Here is a 26,036-nt window from a genome sequence, read left to right on the forward strand (position 1 = left end):
AAGAAAAAGGGATCAGCTTCTGTTTGCCTGCTCACAGGCTCACACGATCTCTAAGGCAAGGAAAAAACAATGTTTTTCAGATTGGGAATGGAATTTCTACATTCCCTGTTAACCATAACCCGGCTTTTCAGCCCTTTTGAGTGAAAAAATGTTTGGCTTAGGCAAAAAAGCCGAATGTAGGGAGTAGTTTTTAGCGTTCCTTAAAACACTGCATGGCAAATTGAATTGAACAAGGATCCCCTCTCATACCTCGTTGGCGATGAGAGACCTGTGTCAGTATTGCGTAGAGAGTTACGTTCCAATGTGGACGTAAATCAGGTGAGGTTCAACAGTGTTAAAAGGTGCTTCCTATATTGCGCCCTTCCGCTCGGTAGTTGATGGTTTGGTACATCCTGCCATGCGCGAGCAAGGGGAAATTGCGGACAATCACCGTATCTTTATGACCGTACATTTGTTGATCGGGGGCTTGGCCTTGGCAGCATTGCCGGTTTTTTTGCTGTTGGCACCTGCAACCCACATTGTTGAAGCCGTTGCTCCTGTTTGGTTCCTGGCACCCTTCCTGCCTGTTGCGTTGCTGTCGCGGCAAGGAAACCTGTCTCATGCATTGATCTTCAGCGCCTTGTTGGCCGCTTCGTTCGTCTGTTGGATGGCCATTCTTACAGGTGGTTTGAAATCCTACCACCTGATCTGGCTGATCGTGATTCCAATGGAAAGTGCCTTGGCTGGTTACCGGTCTTCGCAAGGCAAGACCTTTGCAATAGCTGCACTGGCATTCCTGTCTGTTGCCGTGACAAGCATGTCAGGGCAGATTTCTCACTGGCAGGCCTCTGATAGTTTTGCATCAACCCTTACCTATCTGTCCGGTATGGCGGCACTGCTTTATGCAGCCACACTGATATTGCGTATTGATGCGCTCCAACGTGGACGCTTACGCTCAGCTCGCCAAGGGGAAATGAGGTATCGCAAGATCGCCGATACAGTGACTGATATGATCACGCGCCATAACAGTAATGGTGATGTGACATTTGCATCTTGTGGTGCATTGGCATTGTTGCGTTTGGGATCCGACAAGTTGGAAGGGAACGGCCTTTTCCAGCGAATTCACATTCCCGATCGCCCTGCATATCTTCAGGCCATTTCCGAAGTGTTATATAAGAGTGATGACGATCACGAGCCCGTAACGGTCGAACTTCGCATGATGCGCTCCATGTCCGATATCTCGGATTCTCAGGAAATGCTCTCGGATAAAGCGTTGATCTGGACCGAAATGAAATGCGCACCGGAACGCGATGCATCTGGTGAGATTGTAGGAGTGGTAGCCGCCACCCGAGATATCAGTGTCCGCAAGGAGCGCCAGGAAGAACTGATTGAAGCACGAAATGAGGCTGAAGCTGCCAATCTGTCCAAAACCCGGTTCCTTGCAAATGTGACACATGAGCTGCGTACACCTCTCAACACCATCATAGGTTTTTCCGAGCTTTTGCTCAATCCGCTTGTTGTGCAGGATCAGCAAGAACGCCAGCATGAATATGCGGAATTGATCAACAAAGGTGGCAATCATCTTCTTTCACTGGTCAATGCCTTGCTCGATATGTCTCGCATTGAATCTGGCAACTTTGAAGTGCATCCGCATCAGTTCGATATGAAGGAACTGGTCGAAGATTGCTGTAAGATGATGCAAACCGACGCCGAGAAAAAATCTGTGGCGCTGTACGCAAATATCGATGACAAGGTTCCCGATGTGAATATGGATCCACGAGCCTGTCGCCAGATATTGCTGAACCTTATGTCCAACGCTATCAAATTCAGTGATGAGCAAGGTCAAGTTGCAGTTTCTATCGGATGGGACCGAGATGAGGACAGCAATATTCTGTCTGATCATATTCGTCTGATTGTCAATGATAAAGGTATCGGGATTGATGCGGATGATATCCCGCGTCTTGCTACCCCGTTCGTACAGGCAGACAGCTCTCATCAACGTCGTTACGAGGGAGCAGGTATTGGTTTGTCCATCGTGAAGGGGTTGGCAGAACTGCAAGGCGGCTCTCTGACCATTGAGAGTGAGTTGGGGGCAGGCACATCCATGATCATTCGCTTGCCAATCGATATGGAGAAACAGCTGCCAGCCAAAGAAGTCGAAGAGTCTGTAGTGGCATTGAAAGCCATTGCTCAAGGGGAGGTGACCCCGCAAACACGCCAGCCGCGTGTAGCGATCACCCGGCACAAAGATGGCAAATGTAAAAGCTATGTAGCTTGAACAGCTACAAAGGTTCTTGGAGCAGCAGGCTCCATCACAATAAGACCAAGATATCGGAATAGAGAACCATTCCACAGAACCAAGAGGCTATGACGCTCATGTCAGAAATGTATGACGAGTATAAAGACTGGGATGAAGGTGGGCAGGATAGCCCATTGGCATTGGTCGGCATCATGGTCATGGCATTGACTGGCGCAGCTATCATTTCCAATGCTCTGTTTTTTCAGCCCAAATCTGCTGAACTCGCCATGATGGCGGAAGCGCGTAAGGCAGAAAAGCAAGCGCGATTGTCTGGCCATGCGCAGCCGGTGCCAACACCGCGCGCCAATCAGAAGGGACAGTTTGTTTCCCAACCAGAGGGCAATGATCAGCTAGTTGCGCAGAACCGGGCTTTTGCCAACAACCGTACCAGCACCATTTTGGCGGTTCAGACCTACCTTACCCAAAGTGGCTATTATATGGGGCCACTGGATGGACGGGAAAGTGCTCTCACAAGAGAAGCTGTTAGTGCATATCAAGAGGCAATGGGGCTTCCTGCAACAGGTGCAATCACCGCTGGACTACATGATGTATTGGCTGGAAACCAGACCATTGTTCAATATGCTGCAAAGCTGGCTCAAAAAGGCTCTTATGCTGGCACGCCCAGCGAGGCGGTCAAGTTGGCAATTTTGCCGAAACGTAAACCAACGATTGCCTCTCGTCAGACCGTCAAGCCTGTTGTTGCCAATAAACCGGTTCCACCGGAAGGCATTCCAGCTGCTCCAGATCCGACCTTGGCAAAGGTTCAGAACGCTTTGACCAAATGGGGCTATGCGCAACTGACTGTTGATGGCCGGATGGGGCAGAAAACGGCAGCAGCAATTCGTTCCTTCCAGCGCTCTCGTGGGCATCCAGAAACAGGTCGCGTCAATGATCGTCTTCTGAAAGACATGATCATGATGGGCTATCTGGATTTGGGATAGGTATAGTTCTGATGCGCACAACGTCAGAATTTTGGGTTTCAGCCTATATTCGCTATCGCAATGACCAGGGCAAGCCAACTGTTCTCATGAAACGTGGGGCATTGGAAGCTGGTACTATCTTTATACGCCTGGACCGGTTGGACGGAAGCTATGATCTATACGGGCCCGCCTCGCAAATCGCTTATAGCGATACGCATATAAGGGATGGAGAAAGGCTTTTTAGTCCTGTCATGCAGCAGGTAGATGTTTTTCAGGTCATGGACAAGATTGAAGCTGAAATGAAGTTTGATAGTGATCTATGGCTTGTCGAAACGGAATGTGTGGATGCCAGCCATGATTTGCAGATCGCCAAAGACTGATCTGACCGATAATCATTCAAAAAACAAAGGGCCTGGCAAATAGATTGTCGGGCCCTTTGTTTTCATTTCAACAGTCCTAATTTTTTCCGCTATTCCGACGCCCAAATGTAATGGTTGGTTCTCTTTCGGTCGTCGTTTCAGAAAGCCCCCTATCAGTTCTCAGTCTTGGAGCATAGGCACCATACCCATCATCATGAAGGGCTATGTGCTCGGCTTGCGTGCTGTCCTTGCCTGACAGGGCTCCCAAAAGCTGCTCGACAATGGTAATGCAGGCAGCTGGATGCATCTGATCAAACAAAGTCATCAGTTTGGAGACTTTGTCATAGGAATGTGACAAGGAGTCAGGTGCATGAAGAACCATGGAAAGGGCGCGGCTTTCATCAAGGCCAATAGATGCCAAATAGGCGATGAGGGCTTCTCCACCGGCATCTTGCAACAGCTTGGCCATGTCGGATTTGGGATGGCCAGAGATCTCGTGCATAACCTGTGCGACACTGTCATTATCGGACGCAAAACGTGCCATCAGCAGAGCGGAGGATTGTTTCTCAGCCAATTGCGGACGCCCCTGTGGCCAACGCTGAAAACGTTCAGCGCGATCCATGGGAACTGTGGCGCTGATGAGAGATTGCAATATGGCAAGGCGTGTTTCTTCGTCAAATGCAAGAAACTGGTCCATAGATCCGGTTTGGCGAGCTGCGGGTCTCAAAGAGACTGAGATGGTGCGTGACGACGCCACACTATCCGTACGCACATCAATTGCTTGCTCTTCGGTTTTCAGAGCTACCAAGTCTTCTGCTTCAACGATTTGATGGTGAGAGAGTTCAGGCAAATCCGTTAGATCACCTGCTTCATTCAGCAGTTCGTCGACTTGTTTGCGGCGAATGGAAATATGAACCTTTGCTGCTTCTTGCTGGAAGGTTTCTTCCTGTTGAGCTTGTGCTTCCGCCTGAACTTGCAAAACAGGATTGGTCGTAGCATCGACTTCCTCTGAGATAACAGAAACATCGCTTAGTACGCGTTCATCATCCAATGCCAGTGTGGTCTTTTCTCGCTCCGCCTCAATTTGGGCAGCTACCACCATCATCGGCGAAGATGTACTCTTCGCATCTGCGGTTTCATCATCTGCAAAATAGAGCTCGATTGGTTCAACCAACTCGATTGCGGGTGTTGCGCGTTCGATCTGATCCATCATTGCTTCGCTGGCAGATGGCATATCTGGGATTGCCTCTACCAAATCCAGCTCTTCCAGATCAATCATGCTAGGCATGAAACCAAGCTTGGACAGATCAGCTGCTCTGTCACGCGGGGTTTGTGCGACTGCATCTGTCTGCATTGTGGTAGCACATAAGGCTTCTGGAATACCTGTTTTTAGTTGTGGTGGCTCAATCATGCTTAAATCGCTGAGAAGAGCAGACACATCGGGTCTGCCAAGATCAGCCTTTTGAGCAAAAGCATCCAATGTATCTTGAGCCGGCAACTGGACGCCTTGTGGAACCTTGTTCTCTAAGTGGGCCGTGAGCAGTTCCGGTTTGGCCAAAGCTGCTTTGTTAGCAAAAGATTCGACAGTTTCAGCATTTGGTTCGGGATTTTCTACCAGTACACATTCCCTGATTTGGGAGGCGTCAAATATAGTATGTTTTAACACCACCTCCGGAAGGGATGCCCTATCCGCGAAAGTTTGCTGTGTTCCAGCAGATACCTGTTGAGAGGTAGGAGTTACAGGCATATCGAACTTGCTGTCTACATTTCCCGATTGAGATGGCCCAGCTGGAAGCTTGATGCGGGCATCTCGCTCCTGCTGTTTGACATCTAGCGATGCGACGGGCTCTTTTCCCTTTCCCGTTTCAACGATGGGTTGAGAAGGGGCTTTTAAGGTGATAGGGGCTGACTGCATGCGGGTGAAAGATACGGTTGCTTCCGCAGGCATTGCGGGTTTTGAATGTGTATCTGCTTGTGGGGCAACTTGGGGCAATGCTGTTCGCTCCCGTTTGGCCGATGTACCACGATCTGCTGGGCTTCGAACACCAAAGCGGGTTTGGGCTTTAGCCTTCTCATCAGCAGGCTTGGATAGATGCGCAAGTGCCTGCTGCCAGTCATCATCAGATGCAGTTTGTGGAATAGCACGTGGAACAAAAGGTGCAGGAGCGGGGCCGAGCTGTGGGTTTTCACTCCGATCTTGCGTTTGAAGAGATGTGCGTGCTGGCAGGATTTCGGTGTTGGATGAAGGCATAATCGCTTCTTCATCTGCCTTGCTGGCACGGATTTCAAAAGTTATCCGGCTACGAGGCTGCTGATGTTCTTCTTCATGTGATACCGGAGAGGTGGTTTCTTCGAGAGAAGTGGCAGGCGTGCCCTGATTGTTATCTTGCTCGGAAAGAGTGTTCGGTTTGAACTCATGAGCAGACAACTCTGCTTGTTCTTCTTGTTCCAAAGCTTTTTTGAATTGAATGCTGGCCGACCGGACATCTTGGTCATTTGTCTCCAAAGGGGGAATGGGTGCATTCCCTTCATCCTCGGCGAAAATGGAGAAGGAGAAACGTTTGGGAGATGCTTCCTCTTCGAATTCAGCTTCAGGATCACGATCATCTTGGGTGGAAGTTGTAGCAGATGATGCCTTTTCGGAAGCGCAAGCTGAAATGCCGTGGGGTTTTTCAATCGCGTCAGCCAACGCATCGTCGGTTGCGCTTAACATCCGTTCCTCGGCTGCTACCAATTCTTCAGGATGATAATGCTCATACCAATCCCGTTCCATATCGGAGACCAGTTTGTCATAGTCTGGATCATTTGGCTCCATCGCGGTGGACCCCTGTTGAAGCTCAGCCATCTCTGATTCGGCTCCAAGTATATCATGGAGACGCGCTGCTATTTCAGGTAGCCTGTCGATATGCTGCTCCAGATCCATTAGAACACTGGTTTCAGAAAAGGAAATCAGCTGAGATGCAAGATTGAAATTAATGTCTTGCCGATTTGCAATGGCTTGTCTTTTAAGCGTTGTTCCTTGCAAAATCTGGGTGATCAACGTCTCTTCATCCAATAAAGGAGAGTTCTGCAAGATTTGACAAGCTACACTCTCCTCGTCACAGCAAAGGAGTAGCAGAACTTCTTCTGGAACATCAGTGTTGGTTGCGATCAGGCGGGCAATGGCCTGTCGATCATCAAGATTGGTCTTCGGGAAAAAATGCCTGAACAGCTCGTTATATTGCTTGCTGGAGCGACGATCATGAAGAGGCATTGTGACAAAAGCTTGAGTGGCGGCCAGCAAAGTCCGGCTTCCTCTCTTTTCGATGCGATTTTTCGCCAAATCGTCAAAAGCCTGAGATGAGGACACTGTAAAAGACCGCATCGAATTACCCTTCAAGCACACAAAACTACTCTGGCTTGATGCAGAACCACCATAAGGAATGATCATGCATACCGAGCCACAAATTTAAAATAATTCCAGCCTGTTATATGAGGCCAACGACAAGATTTAATTTCCAATAGGGTGACGACAGAAGATCAGTACTAAAGTGTCTTCCCCCCAGAAGAGATTGATCTTTTACCCTATCCTGAATCTCAAACTTTAATATGCTATTAACCATGATGGCTTCGTTGCCTCTTTCCAGACAATCCTTTGGCTAAAGTCACCATACCGGTCAAAGGAGCTTTACCCGTTTGGCGTTTCCTCCTACATCTTGATGAATGAATGTGGCTTTCGATTCGGGTGTTTGCCTGCATGCGGGCGGGAAACATCAGGAAAATTCGGAAATTAAGGGGCCGATGATCGTGCGCATGGATGTGCCAAAACAAACGAGTTTTCCTGATCTGGCAAAGCGGGTCCGTATCATAAGCTGTCTAACCGTTTTCTGTTTGCCTTTGATTGCTGCATGTACGTCCAGCACAGGTGATTTGGGACGACCGGAAAAACCTGGAATAGGGGAGGGAGTTCTATCGGCTCTCGGTCGGCAGCGCGCGCGCATGAACAGCGAATTGGTTTCCAGTTTCAATGCGACTGATGAAGAAACAGAGATGCGCAACAAGGCGTGGGTACTGATCTATCCGCCTCATGCAACAGATTGGACTTCGGCTGGCTTGCGAGACTTCCTGCCGCACAATTTTTCATTTGGTTTGCACGTTTTTACAGAAGCTCAACGCTTGCGGCTCACACCAGCCATTGACGAAGCATTCGATTCGCGCATGTATTACGATATCTTGCGCGCAAAAAACTATCTCTCCCATCACACCCGTTATGATCGCGTGATCGATGATATCGAGAAAGATCGTGAAGCTCTGGCCACCTTTCTGCCCGCTGCGCGGAAAGTGGTCGAGATGGACGAACACCGCATGCAGGCTCTGGGTAGATTGGCGGATATGCGACCGGGAGAAATGCAAGGGGCCTATGCAAGGGTAGATGAGAATCGGCGCTTTATTGGTTGGGTTTGGCGCGCCTTGCAAAACCGAATGCGAGCTTATGCCCATGCGATCAAACGGCTGGAGGTGGAAACTCCATCCCACAAAGTCAAAGACGCCAATTTTGCATTGAAAGCGCTCTATCGTGAAGTTCAAGAACAGAATGGTGCGTTGGAAGCCCAAACAACGATGCCCGATCAGACGATCAGACGATCTCGTCTGAGCCGGAAGCAATGGGCGAAGGAAAATCCCAATCTTGTGAAATAGAGCGATTGAAAGCTTTTGATATGCTCTACAGTGTCGGGAAAGGTTATGACTCCAAGCAGCAGGCCTTGCGAAGTGTAACGAGTGTATTCTGTTCAGAAGAAATAGTGAGGCTATTGTTCAACCTGACTTTCCCAAAGGGGGGAACAATCAAGCTTTGAAAGTGAGCGAGCAATGGCGTTACGTTCGGTTTCCTGCTCTACAAAGGCTCTTAGTACCAATAGTCCTTGATCTTCTTTGGCAGTTATGACGACGGCGGTGTCATCGACCAGATCCCGACGTTCGGAAAGCAGTCGTTGTTGAACCTTGTTTGCCAGAACAACCTGAACATCTCGTCCTGAGATCTGATTTGTCAGGCTGAATTGAACGCGGTTCTTGACATCGAAATAGGCAAGGGACCAGAAGCCGCTATCCAGAGATCCAGTCAGTTGAGCAGGAACATTACTCACATCAACCCGGCACATGGCGTAGGCGAAAGCCGGATCCAACTCGGGGAAATCGTCCAATACATCCTTGGCTGTTTTGATTATATGCAATTGCCCAAGGCTGGCAGTGCGGACATTCCGATGCCACACGTCGTTCACAGCCATGTAGGGAACGGCCAGAATGGTGATGATATGAATGATGATGGCAGCAAAGAGAGCCGCCAGAACGACATAAAGTGTTCTGATCATCGACAACTCTCCCAGCGAATGGATGGCAGTGCGATATCGCTAAGAGTACCACCAGATGTCAGCGGTGTCTCATATAGACGTAGAACCAGTCGGAATGTTCCGTTTTGCGGGCTCTGAAGCCAATTACCCCCAAGAACCTGAGGACCGACGACGATATCAAAGGCGTCACCTGCATTTCGCATGATGGATTGGCTATGGAAGCTATAGCGAGAAGACGGGTTTTCAACGACCTTGCCCTGCTCATTGAGTAAAGAAAGCGTCCAGAGTCTTGCAGGCAATTGTTTGCCGCTCAGACGATATTGGCAAGCGCCATCAAGAGGAGTGCCATCGTCATCATGAATTGCCTCAAATGCCAATCCTTCACCGGCTCCCAGAAGCAGGGCACCTTGGCGGGCTTGTTGCGCGCGCGTATAAGGATCAGCCTTTGGTGAAGTTGCTTCCGGCCAGGCCATCCAGGGCCCAATCTGGTATAGGCCGAGCTTGTCTGCATGATTGATCGCCGTATATGCACTTCCAAGTCCAAGCCCGGCAGCGACAACGACAAACAGCAAAATATCCCAGATCAAGCGCACGCTTTGTTATCCTGTTGCCTTGCCAAGAGCCTCCAGGCTCTTTTGTTAGTGACCACGGTCGTCCGTTTGCAAGCCTGTAATTCGCATTCCGCCAAACACAAGGCCAAAGCTGCAATTCATGTCGCAACAGATCAATTTTTCCGCTGCAAGGGACAGAAAAAAGAGCGATACCGGCGAAGAATCGCAATGAGCTTACTTGGTACAATGATTCCTGCAAAGGCTCTTGATGATTGTTATGTGCTTTCTTTCAATCAGATGATTGCTTGAACGTGGAACATTACAAGAGATTGCGCATGAAGAAAGATCAATATCTACAGGGAGCTAGCGTAACATGGTAACTTCAACCAAACCTTTGCCGGCTGGTTTTTTCATTTCTGTCAGTCCGCGTATAGGTGAGTGTTCTCTTGCCTTGGATTGAACGGAGCCAGGACGATTGCTGGCCGGGACATCCAGCAGATTTCCAAGATCACCCAGTGCTTCCACAGTTTGCGGAGACAGGCGCTGTAAACCACGTTTGGCTTTCAAATCCTTGATGCGTCCACCTTGTGCAACCTGAACATTGACTGGCTGTCCGGGAAGGGGAGAAAGGAATGGGATTGGTTTGATGTCAACTCTATCATGGGCAGCGGTCATGATGGCATTCCATGTCATGGCAGGCAAATTGCCACCTGTCAGTCGATTGGTGGCGCGGCTGCTGTCATTGCCATACCATACTGCAGCTGTGTAATTGCCAGTATAACCGACAAACCATGCATCCTTGTAGGCCGAAGTGGTTCCTGTTTTGCCGGCAGCGCGAATTCCGGGAAGTGCTGCCCGGCGTCCGGTGCCCGCTTCTACGACTGTCACCATCATCTTGTTCATGTTGGCAATGGCTTTTTGAGGAATGATCTGCTCGGGTGGATCCAGTTTGCGCCGATCATAGATAACCTTGCCCTTGGAATTGACAATCTGCAAAATCGCATGAGCATCGACTTTCTTGCCGCCAGAAGCAAAAACTGAATAACCGGTTGCCATATCCATCACGGTCACTTCAGCTGCACCAAGAGGAAGCGAACGAGTAATCAGCAGCTCGGATTTCACGCCCATCTTATAGGCAGTCTCCACAATCTTGTCTCGCCCCATTGCCTGAGCCAGACGAACCGGAATGGTATTGATGGAGCGACGAAGGGCGTTTGTCAGTGTCACGGGACCAGCATAGGAGCGGCCATAATTTTTGGGCGACCAGTTGCCAATGGTGATGGGGGCATCCTGAAGAACCGAACCTGGTTTATAGCCATTCATCATCGCTGTTGTATAAACAAAAGGTTTGAATGAAGAGCCTGGTTGACGTTTAGCGTCGGTTGCACGATTGAACTGGCTTTTGCCATAATCGCGTCCACCGACTATGGCCACGACGGCCCCCGTTGGTTCCATCAGGACCGCAGCGGCTTCATTCACACGCTTCTGCTTTCCATATTGGCGCAAATTGCTCTCGACGGCCTGTTCGGTTTGCTTCTGCAAATTAACATCTATCGTGGTTTTGACCGTTAGTACGCGATATTTGGAGCCTGCAATGCGTTTGACCTCTTCAAAAGCCCAATCGAGGAAGTAGTTTGGTGTATAAATCTCGCTTTGATCAATGGGGGTGGCTGGATTGCGAAGCGCGGCCACAATCTGGCCCTCAGTCATGAAGCCCGCTTGAACCATATTGATCAGGACTTCCTTGGCGCGTGCACGTGCTGCCGGGAGGTTGATATGGGGGGCATATTTGGTTGGGGCCTTGAAAAGTCCGGCGAGCATGGCGGCTTCTGCCAAGCTCAGGTCTTTTGCCGATTTGCCAAAGTAATATTCTGATGCAGCGGCAATGCCAAAAGTGCCAGCGCCCATATAGGCCTTGTCGAGATAAAGTTTCAGGATTTCTCGTTTGGTGAGGTTCGCCTCAAGCCATAGAGATAGAAAAGCTTCATCAATTTTCCGTGTCAGTGTGCGTTCGTTGGTCAGAAAGAGATTTTTGGCCAGCTGTTGGGTGAGGGTGGATCCACCTTGCACCACACCGCCAGCTCTTGCATTTTCAACAATGGCACGTGCGAGGCCAAAAAAGTCGATCCCGAAATGCTCGAAGAAGCGACGATCTTCCGTTGCCAATACTGCTTTGATGACATGATCGGGGAGCTCATCCAGTTCGAAGGAGTCATCTTGTAAAATGCCGCGCTTGCCAATCTCGTTGCCATAGCGATCCAGAAAGGTTACGGCATAGTCGGTTTGGGTGGTCAAGCCATTAGCGGTGTAATCAAAGCTGGATAGCGCGAGTGCAAGAGCCAGAAAAGCTCCGAAAACAGCCATATTCAATCCACCGGACAATCCTTGAAACAACCAATATGCAAAGCCGGTTACACGGAAACGGCGCATGAAGTTGTTTGCATGATCCATGCCATTGCTCAAAGACCCGCGCAATTGATAGAAAAAGCTATCGAATATGGCGTCAAGTGCCAAAAGCTTTTGCTTGAAATTGGAACTGGTCTTATTTTGAAACGGATCACGCACGAAACTGGTTCATCCTTGTACAATTGCCAACGGGCAGACCTTCTTTCTTAATCATTGCTTAACAAGAAGCAAGAGTGGGGCCAGAGTTTGACCCAACAAAATGTTTATCATTATGCGGAGGGTTAATATGGTTCTGGTTGGTGCACTGAGCTTGCCTTTTTAAGGGCGTAGCCCGAAATGAGCCACATTTTCCTTGAATTTGCGGTACCTGATCTTAGAGTGCCTGTTTAGCCCGCTACGGGTGACCATAGAAGGACCAGACCAGAGTGACTGACAAACCGGCCAATGTCTCTGACACCGTGAGTGATTCCGATACGGAAGATTTCCTGACGACCCCAACACCAGTTGGACGTCCTTTTTGGCAGGTGAAAAGCCTGGAAAATATGAGCCGCATGGAATGGGAAGCTCTGTGTGATGGGTGCGCGCGTTGTTGTCTGAACAAGCTCGAGGATTGGGAAACAGGACAAATCATCTGGACCAATGTGGCCTGTTCATTGCTGGACGGAGAAAGTTGCAAATGTGCCGACTATGACAACCGTCTGGCAACCGTTCCTGATTGCGTTCCGCTTGATCCGGAAAAAGTGGCTACCCTGACATGGTTGCCTCCTACTTGTGCTTATCGCCTGTTGGAGGAAGGTTATGATCTTTATTGGTGGCATCCTCTCGTATCCGGCGACCCTGACACTGTCCATCAAGCAGGGATTTCTGTGCGTGGGAAAACTGTCTCGGAGGAGGGAATGGAAGTTGAAGACTATGAAAATCACGTGGTTTTCTGGCCTGGTGAAGATGGAGAAGATGAGCCCACGCTCATGCCCGCGTTGGGGAAGTGAACGCCGGGGCGTTTTGGATACCCAACGATCTGGCTTGGCAGGCCATTGGAGCATTGTTCCAACCGGGCATATGAAAATTTGATCGAGATGAAATTAGCCCGCGCCGTCGGACGGGGACGACGCGGGCTATAAATTGCCAGTGAACGACGAGGAGGGGCTCGGCCACCGACGCGTCCCGGCAGTGAAGCAAGCTTCTTAGTCTCTTAATGATCAGCCCCCGGCGCTTCACAATAAAAGATATGCTGCTAAGACAGACGAACTATTCCATGTGACTTAGTCACTCTCCTTGATCAAGATCAAAGCTCAAGGGTCTATTTGGCTTGCACGCGAGAGGATTTTCAATGTGCAATAAGGGTTTCTACGGTGAGGTGGCCGTTGTGTCATACCTATGCATGCTTGTTGTATGCGCCATGCTCGGGGGCGGTGTACATGAATAATATTGTAATTGCTTTTACAAGATGGGCTGATCGCAGATTGCTCTAATTTTGCAAAGAATTAACCCGGTTTGTTAATCAAGAAATATTGGGTGAAAATGAATTCTATCCAAGATTTTCATTCATGTAAGGTTCAGTGATTTTTCCTATACTTCATGTGATGAAAATTTGGAACCGCACATATTGGCTTTGGATGATACTGGCGTTTGTCTTGCTATTCACAGCAAGTGGACTACAGGCATCAAAAGCGGCTTCTTGTCTTTCTCAACAACAAATTCGTGAAGCAATAGACAAGAAACAGATCAAACATCTGGCTGCCATCAAAGCAGCCGTGCGTAAGGTCGTGCGCGGTGATGTAGTGCGGGCTGATGTCTGTAATGGCAACAGTGGTCTGGTCTACGAATTAACAATCCTTTCCAGAACCGGTACTGTGACACGTGCGATCGTCGACGCGCGCACAGGCTCTGTGTTGTCCAAGGGGTTTTGATCCAAATTTCTAAATAGACGAAATGCGGTGATGGGCCGCTTTTAAAATGGGAAATGAATGATGCGCGTGCTGGTGGTGGAAGACGAACCTGAACTGAATCGTCAATTAAGAGAAGCTCTGGAAGAAAATGGCTATGTTGTCGACGTCGCAACCGACGGAGAAGAAGGGCATTTTCTGGGAGATACCGAACCCTATGACACTGTGATTTTGGATATTGGTCTTCCAAAAATGGATGGTATCAGTGTGTTGGAAGCATGGCGACGGAATGAGCGGACCATGCCAGTTCTGATATTGACTGCGCGTGATCGCTGGAGTGACAAAGTGCAGGGAATTGATGCTGGCGCTGACGATTATGTTTCCAAACCGTTCCATATGGAAGAAATCATCGCCCGGATCAGAGCTTTGGTCCGCAGAAATGCTGGCCATGCGTCCAATGAAATTACCTGTGGTCCAATCCGTCTGGATAGCCGGTCTGGCAAGGTGACGGTAGATGGTCAGGCGATCAAGCTCACCTCCCACGAATATCGCTTGCTATCCTATCTCATGCATCATCAGGGAAAGGTGATTTCCAGAACAGAACTTGTCGAACATCTCTATGATCAGGACTTTGATCGGGATTCCAATACAATTGAAGTTTTCATCGGTCGGTTGAGGAAAAAGCTGGCGGTTGATGCAATCCATACCGTTCGCGGCCTTGGATATAACATGGTGGTACCAGGCTCACTATAATGTTCAAGTCCTTATCAGCTCGCCTGATGGCCTTTGCCGGTTTATGGGTGACGATTTGCATATTCATTGCGGGGATTCTGATCACGGATAATTTCCATCAATCGATGGAGAGGGATCTGGATCGACGCCTGGATGTTGCTGTTAAATTGCTTGTTGCTCAATTTGCAGGGCAATTGACACAAGATAGTCCATTGACCGCCAGTGGAAATCTTGGCGACCCGCTTTTTGAACTGCCGTTATCTGGCTGGTATTGGTCCATCACCAAGGCAGAAGGTCAGGTACTTGCCTCCTCTTCTTCACTGGCAAGCGGCGAATTCACGCTGAGTGCAGATACAAATGCTGAGTTCAATGACGAGAATATACGCTATGGCTCTGGTTTGGGACCAGATCAAAAGCGTCTTCGGATTTTGGAGCGAAAAATCAGCATTGGACCGAACCGGACGTTTCTGTTTCGGATATCCGGCAATGCTGACGAATTGAAACGCCGAAGCGATGAATTCAAAACTGATGCATGGCTGACCATGGCTATTGTCGTGGCATTGCCTCTTCTCTCGGTCTTTTTCGTTGTGCGGTTGGTCCTGAAGCCTCTATTCGAGTTACAGGACCGCCTGCGAGAAGTAAGGCAAGGGCGTGCGTCTCAAATAGCCGGGGTCTACCCAAGCGAGATCTCGGGACTGGTTGAAGAAGCAAATGCCTTGATCACTTCCAATTCAGAGCTGGCTGAAAGAGCAAGAATGCAAGTGGGTAATTTGGCTCACGCGCTCAAGACCCCATTGTCAGTGATCACAAATGAAGCCAATGATCTGGATGATGAGATTGGCGAGCGTCTTCACAATCAGGCCAAAACCATGGGCGATCAGATCAGTCTATATCTCGAACGAGCCCGAATGGCTGCCCGGTCCAATGTCCTGGGGTCAGCGACCAAGATGGAACCTGTTCTTGAGCGTCTCACCAACGTAATGAATAAGATCTATTCTCATCAGTCATTGAATATTGCACTGACTGTAGAAGAAGGCTTGTATTTCCGGGGTGAAGAGCATGATCTCGAGGAAATGGTCGGAAATCTGGTCGACAATGCTTGTAAATGGGCACGAGACACTGTGATCATTCACGCCAAATCTGTCCCGTCTAAAAGCCAGAACGGGCCCAGTCAAACCTTTCTGCGTATTTCCATTGAAGATGATGGACCCGGTCTTACTGAGAAAGAGCGAAAAGAAGTCAAACGCAGAGGATATAGGCTGGATGAAAGCAAACCAGGCTCTGGCTTGGGATTATCAATTGTTGATGAACTGGCTCATCTTTATAAGGGTTCATTCACTCTTACCGTGTCAGAGTTGGGCGGACTCAAGGTTGAGCTTGATTTGCCTGCACTTTAGCTTGGAAAATCTGTTGATGGTCCAATTTTCGCCAAACTCAGGCAAGACAATCCGTCCAAGAGTAGAGTGATTAATGGATAGAAATATCTCGCTCAAACCCGCCTTCAATGATAATCTTTAGTGGGTTTTATGTGATCTGCGGTTTCTCATAATGACCGCTATAAAAAATGAGGCTTCCAATGAAATTCAAATCAATGGCTGTTGTGGCAATTGTCGGGCTGGCTTTGGCAGGATGTCAGGGCACAGGACCAAAGCAAACATTCGGCGGTCTGGCCGGAGCTGTTGCTGGTGGTGCCATCGGCAATCAATTCGGTTCGGGAGAAGGCAAGGCTGCGGCAACTGTTGCTGGTGCTTTGATCGGTGCCTTGGCCGGATCTCAGATCGGTCAGCTGCTTGATGAGCGCGACCGTCAATTGTCTTATGGTGCTGAGCAGAATGCACTGGAATACGGGCGCTCAGGAGCGCCTGTATCGTGGCGCAACCCCGATAGTGGCCGTTATGGTCAAGTTGTCCCTGCACAACCGCGTACGGTCAACAATCTGACTTGCCGTGATTATACCCATACCATCTATATTGATGGACAGCCACAGACTGCGCGTGGACAGGCTTGTCGCCAATCTGACGGAACATGGAGACCGGTAAGTTAAAATTACAACTACAGGTTTATCTGATTGAAAAGGGAGAGCTCAAGGTGCTCTCCCTTTTTTGTATTTTGTATTCGGACGACAATGAACACGGGCAAAAGTCCTTAGGTTCAAGGAAATATTAAAGTTTTTTCTGTTTTAATCATAAGGATATCGAGTTTGAAGTGATGGTGGAGTCCCCTGATATGAAGAGTGCTGAAGAGTTGAAGGAAAAGCTCTCTCTCTATCTTGCGTCCTTGTCTGAAAGCGCGCAGCAACTGTTGTTGCGCACATTGAAAAAGAATATGGCGAGTGGAGACATGGATCCTTCGTCACAATTGATTCTGGAAGCATTGGAGAAAGTCCTCCCTGATCAGGAGCCCGAGGCTACTCCTCCGGTCAAAGTTGCGTTGGATCCCTTGTTGAAAGACGCTTTCTTTTCAACTGCAAAACCATTTACTGCACCGTTGAACCTTGCAAGCAAATCGGAAGGGCGATTGAGCCCTGACTCGTTGGATTCAATCTGGGTTTGGATTAAGCGTGACATCGCACAGCCTGAACATTTGGCTTTGATTGATCAGGAAATTGTCGAACCTGATAAGTCTGAAATTCAAACAAAAGCAGAGCAGTTGAAGTCTGTTTTTCTTCCGAAAATTTCGCAGGTAACCAAAAAGATTCTCTCTGAATTGGGCGGCGAGCAGAAAATGGCCAACCAACTGGGATCCAGAGAAATCTATGAAGATCTTCGAGATTTCATGGTATCCAAAGAAAAGGCCATGGCTCTGCAACCGTTTTTGAAACGTATCGACCAACCACTCGTATCCTGGGGCTCACCACAGGGTGAGGAGGTCTACGCGCACATCAGAAAATTTGTGCAGCAGTTTCCCATGCAGACCGCCTGGTTGTTCTCAGGTTTGACATCAAAGTTTGCAGACCCGAAGCTTCTCGTTCAATTGGCGACGAAACTGGCAGGATCAGAAGATGCAGTGCAGATTGGCGCTACTGTATATGCACCTGCGATTACACAGATTCTGGTAGAGATGGAAGCGCATATTTTCCAATTCAAGGCCAAAGTAAATGATCCTGAAGGACTGGATCAGGCACTATATTCTTTGGCAGAATGGCGCAAGTTGGTGCGGGCAGTTGATAGCGAGCTGGAAATGCCTGTGCAATGTCCATGGGCGAAGTCCTTGTCTGCAATGAAGACTGAAATGTCTGATATCTTGGAAAAAGAAATCTCCTCGGTTGCAGGTCTCATTCGCAAAGCGTTGCGTGCTCCGAAAGAAGGTGCACAGGAAAGTGCAGATGAAAATCTTTTGCAGGATGCTACTCGTGCCGCCCAGATTTTCCATCATGCCGAGCGAATGAAAGACAGTTTGGCGATCAATGAGATCGTCAGAAAAGTTCGCAAAGAATTGGATCAGACATTTGAGTTGCTCACCAAGTCTCTTGTCGAACGAACGCGCAATGCTGAGGGGCACGATGTCGAAACGTGTAAAACTCTTGGAGATGCCGCAGCAATATTTGCGACCCATTTGGTGGACGACGATTATGCAAACAGTTTCCGACGCCAATTACGCGCTGCAGCCTCGTCTCCGGAACTAAAGGCCGCAGGCTGATCTGATCTCCAGTTTTTAAATGCGATCTTCACGAATTGGCATACATAGATCTGTCAGTGCATTTTCTATTCCTACCTCATTTGGGTTATTGAGATAAATCTCCAGAAATGGGCGACTGTAATCAGGGACTTTGTCGGAGGAAGGAAGCCATTCCTCATGCATTTTCATGAAATATTGCGGCATATCCTGGTAGGGGCCTTTCATTTGATGAATTGCATATCGTCCACCAGGAATGGATAATCGTCCCATGGAAGCAGGAAGATCATTCTGTAAATCTTCAATTGCATCCGTGTCCATTTCCATGCAGGCATAATAACGCAACATATCAGCTGGAATGATCCTCGGACTATCCAAACCATAGCCAATGCAGCTTTTCATCGCTGGCGGGTTGGGCAGACCAAAATACCAATCCCATAGATTATTCCATGCCTGCTTGGCTTTCTCAGCATACGGGCCAACCTCCAGTGAATAAATGACATTGCGAGAAGAGAGGTCTTCAATCCTGATATCCATCGTGTGATGTCCTGTGTTCGAGTGCGGTTGCAGGAGAGCAAATGAGCATCCTCAAATCCATTAAACATTAAAAGTTAGTAAGGTTTGCTCGAAATTGACAAAACGCATCTTGGTTTAGATGAACATGAGTTAATTTGACATTCCAGTCAAAAGTGCAAATTTTTGACCAGAACCAGTCAGAATGTGGACCAGTATGTTTTGGATTTTTGCAGCCCTGCTTACGGCGCTTGCGGTTATGGTGATTTTGTACCCATTATCTCGCAAACAAAAGAAACTTGATAGCGCAGAGGCTTATGACCTGACCGTCTACAAGTCTCAGCTCAAAGAGATTGATGCAGATGTAAAGCGCGGCTTGATTGCTGCCAGTGAAGCGGACGCTGCTCGGGCCGAGGTTGCTCGCCGTCTGATCTACACTCAGGAAGCCTTGGATGCGGAACAGGAAAATACTTCATCGCATTCTGGTGCAGTCAAAGTTTCCAGCCTGTTGGCCTTGCTGATCGTTCCTGTCGTTGGGCTGGGGCTCTACTATCATATGGGAAAACCTGAAATATCAGGTCAGCCATTGGCTGAGCGATTGACCAAAGATCCGGAACAACAAACATTGATAGAGCGGGTTGCGTCAGTCGAACGGGTTTTGAAAGCCAATCCGGATGATATACGCGGATGGAAGCTGATTGCGCCGATTTATCTGACCATGCGTCGGCCTGATGATGCCATTCGGGCTTATGGCAACGTCGTGCGTCTGGAAGGGGAAACCGCGAAAAATCTCTCAGACCTTGGAGAAGCCTTGGTGGTGAAAGAGGGCGGCGTCGTTTCGCAGAAAGCGATCAGCTTGTTTCTTCAGGCAAACAAGCTGGATAGAATTGCTCCAAAACCTCGTTTCTTTCTTGCAATCGCTTTGGGGCAACAAGACAAGATCCCTCAGGCAATTGAAGCATGGGAAGCACTCATCAGCGATTCCAAGCCGGATTCAGCCTGGGTACCTTTTGCCAAGAGCCAAATTGCTGCACTGAACAAGAAGCTGGACGACACCAAAGTGCCAGCAATTTCAGAAAGCCAAAGGGCTTCAGCAGCAAAAGGTCCGACCCAGGAAGATATCGACAATGCATCTCAATTGGACGCCAAAGATCGCCAGGCAATGATTGAGAATATGGTTTCCACTTTGTCAGAGAGGTTGGAAAGCGAAGGTGGGAGTGCAGAAGAATGGGTACAGCTTATCAGAGCCGAACTGGTTCTTAAGCGCCCGGATAAGGCAGCCAAGACGGTTCACAATGCTTTGGATGCTTTGCGCTCCGATGTTCCAGGAATGGAAAAAGTCAAAGCAGCGGCTCGCTCATTGGGTCTGTCGATAAACCAGTGAGCCAATTGAATACAAACCGAATTCATCTGCCGGATGTGAAACCGGCGCTGAAACTGAGTTGAAAGAAAAAGGATCCCTCTCATGACAAGAAAGCAACGTCGTATGACAATGATCGGTGCAGCAGGGGTTGTCCTGTTTGCCGCTGTTGGTCTGATTTTGTTTGCTTTGCAGGATCAGATTGTCTTCTTCAATTCTCCCTCTGACGTAGCAGCCAATAGCGTCAAGCCAGGACAGCGTATTCGTCTGGGTGGTTTGGTGAAAGATGGAACCATCAATCGCGGTCAGGGTACACAGGTTTCCTTCGTCGTAACTGACGGCGGCGCTGATGTGACGGTCGCTTATAACGGAATTCTGCCTGATCTGTTTCGTGAAGGGCAGGGCGTTGTGACAGAGGGTGTTATGAATACCAACGGAACCTTTGATGCTGATACCGTCCTCGCAAAGCATGACGAAACCTACATGCCAAAAGAAGTTGCAGATGCCTTGAAAGAGCAAGGGCATTGGCAAGGCGACGAGGCAGAAGCCAAAACCTACTAGAATTTTGGTGTAAACCAAATTCGAAAATATTCCCGTCTTCGGACGTAAACAACCCGGACCAGTCGGGTGTAACAGACCAGTTATTCAATTGCCGCTTGGCGGGTAATTGATGGGAGTGACCAAATGATCATTGAGCTTGGCCATTATATGCTGATTTTGGCATTCGCCCTGTCTCTCGTTCAATCCGTGGTGCCGATCTGGGGAGCTCAGATTGACGATAATCGCATGATGTCGGTGGCAAGCCCTATTGCCATCACGCAATTTCTGTTCGTTGGATTGGCTTTCGCGGCGCTGACACATGCCTATGTGACATCGGATTTCTCCGTGCAGAATGTCTGGGAGAATAGTCACTCAACTCAGCCTCTTTTGTACAAATACACTTCTGTTTGGGGTAACCATGAAGGTTCAATGCTTCTTTGGGTTTTCATTCTGGTTATCTTTGGTGCGATGGTTGGTGCTTTTGGGCGCAACCTGCCACCAAAGCTGAAGGCGAATACGCTCGGAGTGCAGGGATGGATTACAGCCGCGTTCCTGTTGTTTGTACTGGTTACGTCCAATCCTTTTCACAGAATTGCCGATGCCCCGATTGAAGGGCGTGATTTGAACCCGATCCTTCAAGATGTCGGCTTGGCTATTCACCCGCCACTGCTTTACCTCGGCTATGTCGGGTTCTCCATCTCGTTTGCATTCTCAATTGCAGCTCTTCTCGAGGGGCGCATTGATGCGGCATGGGCTCGATGGGTTCGTCCATGGGTTCTGACAGCTTGGGGCTTCCTGACCCTTGGTATCTCCATGGGGTCATATTGGGCTTATTATGAGCTTGGATGGGGTGGTTACTGGTTCTGGGATCCAGTTGAAAACGCTTCCTTCATGCCTTGGTTGTGCGGTACGGCATTGCTTCATTCAGCAATCGTTATGGAAAAGCGGGGTGCATTGAAGGTCTGGACAATCCTGTTGTCCATCCTGACATTCTCGCTGTCTCTGCTCGGCACTTTCCTCGTGCGTTCCGGCGTATTGACTTCAGTTCATGCTTTTGCGACCGATCCGGGCCGTGGTGTTTTTATTCTCATTCTGCTGGTAGCCTTCATTGGAGGCGGACTGTCTCTCTTTGCATGGCGCGCGTCCATGCTCCGTCAAGGAGGTGTTTTTGCGCCAATCTCCCGGGAAGGATCTTTGGTACTGAACAACCTTTTCCTCTCTGCTGCGACAGCTGCAGTTCTGGTTGGAACGCTCTATCCGCTGGCATTGGAAGCGACGACAGGAGCAAAGATTTCGGTTGGTGCGCCTTTCTTCAATCTTACCTTCGGCCCAATGATGATCCCGCTTTTGATCGCAGTGCCTTTCGGTCCGCTTCTCGCTTGGAAACGCGGTGATCTGGGTGCAGCCATGCAGCGCCTCTGGACGGCACTGGGTATCGCTATCCTGACCGTCATACTGGTTTATGGTTATGTTGAAGGTGGACCAGCACTGGCGCCACTTGGCATCGGCATCGGTGTCTGGCTGGTGATCGGGTCCTTTGCGGAAATCCAGTTGCGTTCGGGTTTCTTCAAAAATTCCTTCTCCAAAGCCATCTCTCGCATGTTTGGTATGCCAAAGTCGGTTTGGGGGGCAGCTCTGGGGCACCTTGGCGTCGGCATGACCGTCATTGGCATTGTTGTTGCCTCTTCCTATCAGCTGGAAGACATTTCCATCATGAAGGTCGGCGATAGCCGTACTATTGCAGGTTATACCTTTACCTTTGAAGGCATGAAGGAAAGTTCTGAGCATAACTATTCAGATGTTGCAGGCACGTTCAGAGTGACTGAAGGTGACAAGCTGGTGACCACTCTAAACCCTGTCAAAAGGGTGTATAATACCCGCGGAATGCCTACGACTGAGACCGATATCTACACCATCTGGGGCGTTACCCAGCTTTATATGTCGCTTGGTGACAAGCAAGATAATGGCGCGATGGCTGTTCGGATCTACTACAAGCCTTGGGTGACCTTCATCTGGTTGGGCTCCCTGGTGATGTTCTTCGGTGCATGTTTTTCACTGGCAGATCGTCGCCTTCGTATCGGTGCACCTGCCCGTAAAGGCCGTGCCAAGCAAGCTGCAAGTACAGCCTAGAAAGGAACAAGGTAATGAAGCTTATTTCAATTCTTCGCCTCGTTTTTCTGTCGGCGTTTCTGGTTGTTACCTTGCAAGCTGGACCATCCTTGGCGGTCAGCCCTGAGGAGATGCTCAAGGATCCCGCGCTTGAAGCACGGGCGAGGGAAATTTCCGCCGGACTGCGGTGTCTTGTCTGTCAGAACCAGTCAATCGATGATTCGGACGCTCCATTGGCTAAGGATCTCCGACTTTTGGTGCGAGAACGGATAGTGAAGGGTGACAGCAATGACGAAGCCATGGAGTTTCTGGTAAGCCGGTATGGAGAATTCGTGCTTCTCAAGCCACGCTTTACTATGAAAACACTTTTGCTTTGGGGATTTGGGCCAGCCATTCTGCTTTTGGGGCTCTGGGCGGTCCATCTGTTGTATCGCAAGAATAAAAGTGTTGCGGCAACTGCACAGGCTACCGGGGCAGTCGAGTTGAGCAAGGAAGAGCAGGACAAGCTCAACAAAATTTTATCATCCGAGAGCGATAGCTGACTGGCTTTTCTCTTTCTCTGGCTTACATTGATAAGCAACCAGGCGCGGTACCATGCTGATTGGTGACCGCGCCTTTCATTTGCAGCAATGATTGCCCGTATAGGGAAGGGACCGATAGAATGAACAAATCAACATCCACTACCCAACCCTTGAAATTTGCCGGTGCACTAGGGGATGAATTGCAGGCCAGATTGGACATGCCAGCGGGTCCGGTGCGTGCAACGGCGATCTTTGCTCATTGCTTTACATGCTCGAAGGATTTGTTTGCGTCGCGCAGAATTGCTTCGGAATTGGCTGGCCGAGGATTTGCAGTATTGCGTTTTGATTTCACTGGTCTGGGGGCTTCTGGCGGCGATTTTTCTGATACCAATTTCTCTTCAAATATCTCGGATCTGGTGCATGCAGCCGATAGTTTACGGGAGGTTTTGGAAGGTCCAAGCCTTCTGGTCGGTCATTCGCTAGGGGGTGCGGCAGTGTTGGCTGCTGCCAGCCAGATCCCCGAAGTAAAAGCTGTTGCGACCATTGGAGCTCCCGCCGATGTGAAGCATATTGAGCATAGCTTCAAATGTCAGCTCGACGAGATTGAAGAAAAAGGCGAGGCCGCGGTCAGTCTTGCTGGTCGTCCTTTCACGATCAAGAAGCAATTTCTGGATGATTTGAAAGCTCATAGTCAGACCGACAATATCGCCAATATGAAAAAAGCACTGATGGTGCTGCATTCCCCATTGGACGATACCGTGGGAATTGAGAATGCGGCCGAAATCTTTCAAGCGGCCAAACATCCCAAGAGCTTCGTATCTCTTGACAATGCAGATCACCTTTTGACCCGCAAGGAAGATGCGATCTATGCGGCGAATGTCATTACCGCATGGGCGACCCGTTTTTTGGATCTTGATCATGAACCAGAAAGCGTTGTGCCGTTGGGGGCTGTGGTCGCTGAAACAGGTCTTGGAAAGTTCCAGAACTATGTGCGTGTAGGTCATCATACATTGTTGGCTGATGAGCCAAAATCGGTCGGTGGTTTGGATACTGGCCCAACCCCTTATGATTATTTGGCCACGGCTCTGGGGGCTTGTACCACGATGACCTTGCGCATGTATGCTGATTTCAAGAAACTTCCCGTTGAACATATCGAAACAGAAGTACTGCACAACAAGGTTCACGCAGATGATTGCACGGATTGTTCCGATGATGACAAAGCTCAAAAGGCCAATCGTAAAGGCAAGATTGACCGATTTGAACGACGCATAACCATCAAGGGTGACTTGCCGGAAAAAGAACGGCAATCTTTGCTTCGCATTGCGGACAAATGCCCGGTGCATCAGACAATGGAACATGGTTCGGTTGTTGTCACAAAATTTGCCGAAGAGGTTTGAGCGTTCCAAAGCCTCGGAACGCCGATATCGTGGAAGAGCAAGGATGATGTTCGCTTTGCTCTTCCCATTCTTGCAAGACCATGATAAATCCGCCAGCTCGCAGTTATTTAGAGCGCGTTCCTGAAAAGTTGAAGCATTCTTCGGACAAGAATTCGCTTCAATATAAAGGCTTTAAGGGCAGATATTATGGCACATCCCTCCTATTGCGGTCTGGATTTTGGGACCTCCAACTCTACAATCGGTCTCATGAGTGGTGTGCAGGCACATCTGGTGCCTGTTGAAGGGAATGACACGACTATCCCATCGACCCTGTTCTTTGATTTTGAAGAAAATAGTGCTCACTTTGGCCGTGACGCGATCTCAACCTATATGGAAGGTGGGGAAGGGCGCATGATGCGTGCGCTCAAGTCTGTCTTGGGAACATCCACGATGGAAGAGAGCACCATGATTGGCAAGGAACGAAAGCCATTTAAAGCGGTGTTAGGACTGTTCATTTCTCACCTGAAGAGAAAGGCGGAACATCAGTCACAGCAAAACATAGACAAAGTGCTCATGGGGCGGCCGGTGCATTTCATCGATCATGATGAAAAAGCCGATCGAGTTGCGCAGGACACTTTGGAAGAGATAGCTCGTGACTGCGGATTTTCTCACGTGGAATTCGAATATGAGCCAGTAGCCGCTGCCCGTGATTTTGCGCAATCAGTGACAAAAGAAGAGTTGGCTCTTATCATCGACATCGGTGGTGGTACCTCGGATTTCACCATACTGAGGGTATCGCCTGATCATGCTTTGGGACAGCAGGATATTCTGGCCAATACCGGTGTCCATGTCGGCGGAACAGACTTTGATCGTTGGCTGGGTCTGGCCCGTGTCATGCCGTTGCTTGGCTATCAAAGTCCAATGCTCAAGGAAGGACGCCTGATGCCTGTTGGCTATTACCACGACTTGGCGACCTGGCAGAAAATCAATTTCCTTTATGATCACAAAACAAGAAACGATCTTCGCAATCTCAGACGGGAGGCCAGACAACCGCAACTTATAGATCGTTTGATAGAGCTGTTGGATTTGCGAGAAGGGCATCGATTGGCACTCGCAATTGAGAATGGCAAAATCGCCCTTTCGGAGAAACCGATGACCAATATCAATCTGACCTTCATCGAGGCAGGTTTGATGGCAGAGATGACACAGACTGATATCATGATGGCTCTGGATGATGGTGTTGCCAGAGTACGTCAAACCATTGAAGCGGCTTTGCAACAAGCCGATGTCGCGGGGGAGCAGATTACCGCAGTCTGTCTGACCGGGGGATCCACAAAGGTGCCATTCGTTCGCCAATCGCTTCTGGGGTTGTTACCCGAAGCGGAGGTTGTTCAGCGCGATGCATTTGGTTCTGTTGGAACGGGTCTTGTCCTGGAAGCTCATCACAGATTTGCCTGAGGGATATGGCTTGAAGCATACATGATTGAAGCGAATGTGGCGAAAAGGTGCCGGAATGGAATTCAGCTTCGTCACAATTGTGCAA

General features: G+C 49.2%; 21 protein-coding genes. 16 read left to right on the plus strand and 5 right to left on the minus strand.

Features of this window, described 5'->3' with window-relative positions; translation table 11 throughout:
- Positions 1–331 precede the first annotated feature (331 nt).
- The 3 genes from CRO57_RS03290 (at position 332) to CRO57_RS03300 (ending at position 3,578) form a co-directional block, all read left to right on the plus strand.
- Positions 332–2,257: a sensor histidine kinase gene (locus CRO57_RS03290; RefSeq protein WP_097151962.1), complete on the plus strand. Its 1,926-nt coding sequence runs from the start codon at positions 332–334 to the stop codon at positions 2,255–2,257.
- A gap of 98 nt (positions 2,258–2,355) precedes the next feature.
- Positions 2,356–3,219, plus strand: coding sequence for a peptidoglycan-binding domain-containing protein (locus CRO57_RS03295; protein WP_170955931.1), 864 nt, complete (start codon positions 2,356–2,358; stop codon positions 3,217–3,219).
- An 11-nt stretch (positions 3,220–3,230) separates the two neighbouring features.
- Positions 3,231–3,578: a DUF1491 family protein gene (locus CRO57_RS03300; protein ID WP_244580000.1), complete on the plus strand. Its 348-nt coding sequence runs from the start codon at positions 3,231–3,233 to the stop codon at positions 3,576–3,578.
- A gap of 76 nt (positions 3,579–3,654) precedes the next feature.
- On the opposite strand, the gene CRO57_RS03305 is transcribed toward CRO57_RS03300, so the two are convergent.
- On the minus strand, positions 3,655–6,921 hold the full coding sequence (locus CRO57_RS03305) for a hypothetical protein (protein WP_097151965.1): 3,267 nt from the start codon (positions 6,919–6,921) through the stop codon (positions 3,655–3,657).
- 344 nt (positions 6,922–7,265) lie between these two features.
- On the opposite strand from CRO57_RS03305, the gene CRO57_RS03310 reads away from it, so the two are divergent.
- Complete coding sequence (locus tag CRO57_RS03310) at positions 7,266–8,234, plus strand: hypothetical protein (protein ID WP_141401168.1); 969 nt, start codon at positions 7,266–7,268, stop codon at positions 8,232–8,234.
- A gap of 110 nt (positions 8,235–8,344) precedes the next feature.
- On the opposite strand, the gene CRO57_RS03315 is transcribed toward CRO57_RS03310, so the two are convergent.
- The 3 genes from CRO57_RS03315 to CRO57_RS03330 all read right to left on the minus strand — a co-directional run bounded on the left by CRO57_RS03315 (position 8,345) and on the right by CRO57_RS03330 (position 12,000).
- The gene (locus CRO57_RS03315) at positions 8,345–8,905 is read right to left on the minus strand and encodes a DUF1254 domain-containing protein (protein ID WP_097151967.1); all 561 of its coding nucleotides are present in this window, start codon (positions 8,903–8,905) and stop codon (positions 8,345–8,347) included.
- Positions 8,902–9,477 (minus strand): DUF1214 domain-containing protein, encoded by a 576-nt coding sequence (locus CRO57_RS03320; RefSeq protein WP_097151968.1) that lies wholly within the window; start codon positions 9,475–9,477, stop codon positions 8,902–8,904. The genes CRO57_RS03315 and CRO57_RS03320 overlap by 4 nt, the downstream gene beginning before the upstream one ends.
- 321 nt (positions 9,478–9,798) lie before the next feature.
- Entirely contained in the window at positions 9,799–12,000 is a 2,202-nt protein-coding gene (locus tag CRO57_RS03330) for a transglycosylase domain-containing protein (RefSeq protein WP_244580001.1), read from the minus strand.
- A gap of 326 nt (positions 12,001–12,326) precedes the next feature.
- On the opposite strand from CRO57_RS03330, the gene CRO57_RS03335 reads away from it, so the two are divergent.
- From CRO57_RS03335 to CRO57_RS03360, 6 genes are all read left to right on the plus strand, one after another.
- A complete protein-coding gene (locus tag CRO57_RS03335) occupies positions 12,327–12,830 on the plus strand; it encodes a YcgN family cysteine cluster protein (protein ID WP_280176172.1) in 504 nt (167 codons plus the stop codon).
- A gap of 645 nt (positions 12,831–13,475) precedes the next feature.
- Positions 13,476–13,751 (plus strand): PepSY domain-containing protein, encoded by a 276-nt coding sequence (locus CRO57_RS03340; RefSeq protein WP_141401169.1) that lies wholly within the window; start codon positions 13,476–13,478, stop codon positions 13,749–13,751.
- 60 nt (positions 13,752–13,811) lie between these two features.
- Positions 13,812–14,480, plus strand: a complete 669-nt coding sequence (locus CRO57_RS03345) for a response regulator transcription factor (RefSeq protein ID WP_097151971.1) — start codon at positions 13,812–13,814, stop codon at positions 14,478–14,480.
- Positions 14,480–15,856: an ATP-binding protein gene (locus CRO57_RS03350; protein ID WP_097151972.1), complete on the plus strand. Its 1,377-nt coding sequence runs from the start codon at positions 14,480–14,482 to the stop codon at positions 15,854–15,856. The genes CRO57_RS03345 and CRO57_RS03350 overlap by 1 nt, the downstream gene beginning before the upstream one ends.
- Positions 15,857–16,035: 179 nt before the next feature.
- Positions 16,036–16,503, plus strand: a complete 468-nt coding sequence (locus CRO57_RS03355; protein ID WP_097151973.1) for an RT0821/Lpp0805 family surface protein — start codon at positions 16,036–16,038, stop codon at positions 16,501–16,503.
- A 182-nt stretch (positions 16,504–16,685) separates the two neighbouring features.
- Entirely contained in the window at positions 16,686–18,098 is a 1,413-nt protein-coding gene (locus tag CRO57_RS03360) for a hypothetical protein (RefSeq protein ID WP_141401170.1), read from the plus strand.
- A 15-nt stretch (positions 18,099–18,113) separates the two neighbouring features.
- Here CRO57_RS03360 and CRO57_RS03365 read toward each other — a convergent pair whose 3' ends face one another.
- The gene (locus tag CRO57_RS03365; protein ID WP_097151975.1) at positions 18,114–18,611 is read right to left on the minus strand and encodes an AraC family transcriptional regulator; all 498 of its coding nucleotides are present in this window, start codon (positions 18,609–18,611) and stop codon (positions 18,114–18,116) included.
- A gap of 193 nt (positions 18,612–18,804) precedes the next feature.
- Between CRO57_RS03365 and ccmI the strand changes: the two genes are divergently transcribed.
- From ccmI to CRO57_RS03395, 6 genes are all read left to right on the plus strand, one after another.
- On the plus strand, positions 18,805–19,971 hold the full coding sequence (gene ccmI / locus CRO57_RS03370) for a c-type cytochrome biogenesis protein CcmI (protein WP_170955932.1): 1,167 nt from the start codon (positions 18,805–18,807) through the stop codon (positions 19,969–19,971).
- Between the two features lie 81 nt (positions 19,972–20,052).
- Positions 20,053–20,508 carry a cytochrome c maturation protein CcmE gene (ccmE, locus tag CRO57_RS03375; protein ID WP_097151977.1) on the plus strand — a complete coding sequence of 152 codons (456 nt, stop codon included), beginning with the start codon at positions 20,053–20,055 and terminating at the stop codon, positions 20,506–20,508.
- Between the two features lie 123 nt (positions 20,509–20,631).
- Positions 20,632–22,617, plus strand: coding sequence for a heme lyase CcmF/NrfE family subunit (locus tag CRO57_RS03380; RefSeq protein ID WP_097151978.1), 1,986 nt, complete (start codon positions 20,632–20,634; stop codon positions 22,615–22,617).
- 14 nt (positions 22,618–22,631) lie between these two features.
- Positions 22,632–23,138: a cytochrome c-type biogenesis protein gene (locus CRO57_RS03385; protein ID WP_097151979.1), complete on the plus strand. Its 507-nt coding sequence runs from the start codon at positions 22,632–22,634 to the stop codon at positions 23,136–23,138.
- 77 nt (positions 23,139–23,215) lie between these two features.
- A complete protein-coding gene (locus CRO57_RS03390; RefSeq protein ID WP_280176173.1) occupies positions 23,216–24,514 on the plus strand; it encodes a bifunctional alpha/beta hydrolase/OsmC family protein in 1,299 nt (432 codons plus the stop codon).
- 186 nt (positions 24,515–24,700) lie between these two features.
- Entirely contained in the window at positions 24,701–25,951 is a 1,251-nt protein-coding gene (locus CRO57_RS03395) for an Hsp70 family protein (RefSeq protein ID WP_097151981.1), read from the plus strand.
- The last annotated feature ends 85 nt before the right edge of the window (positions 25,952–26,036 follow it).

Source organism: Cohaesibacter gelatinilyticus (assembly GCF_900215605.1).
Lineage (GTDB): Bacteria > Pseudomonadota > Alphaproteobacteria > Rhizobiales > Cohaesibacteraceae > Cohaesibacter > Cohaesibacter gelatinilyticus.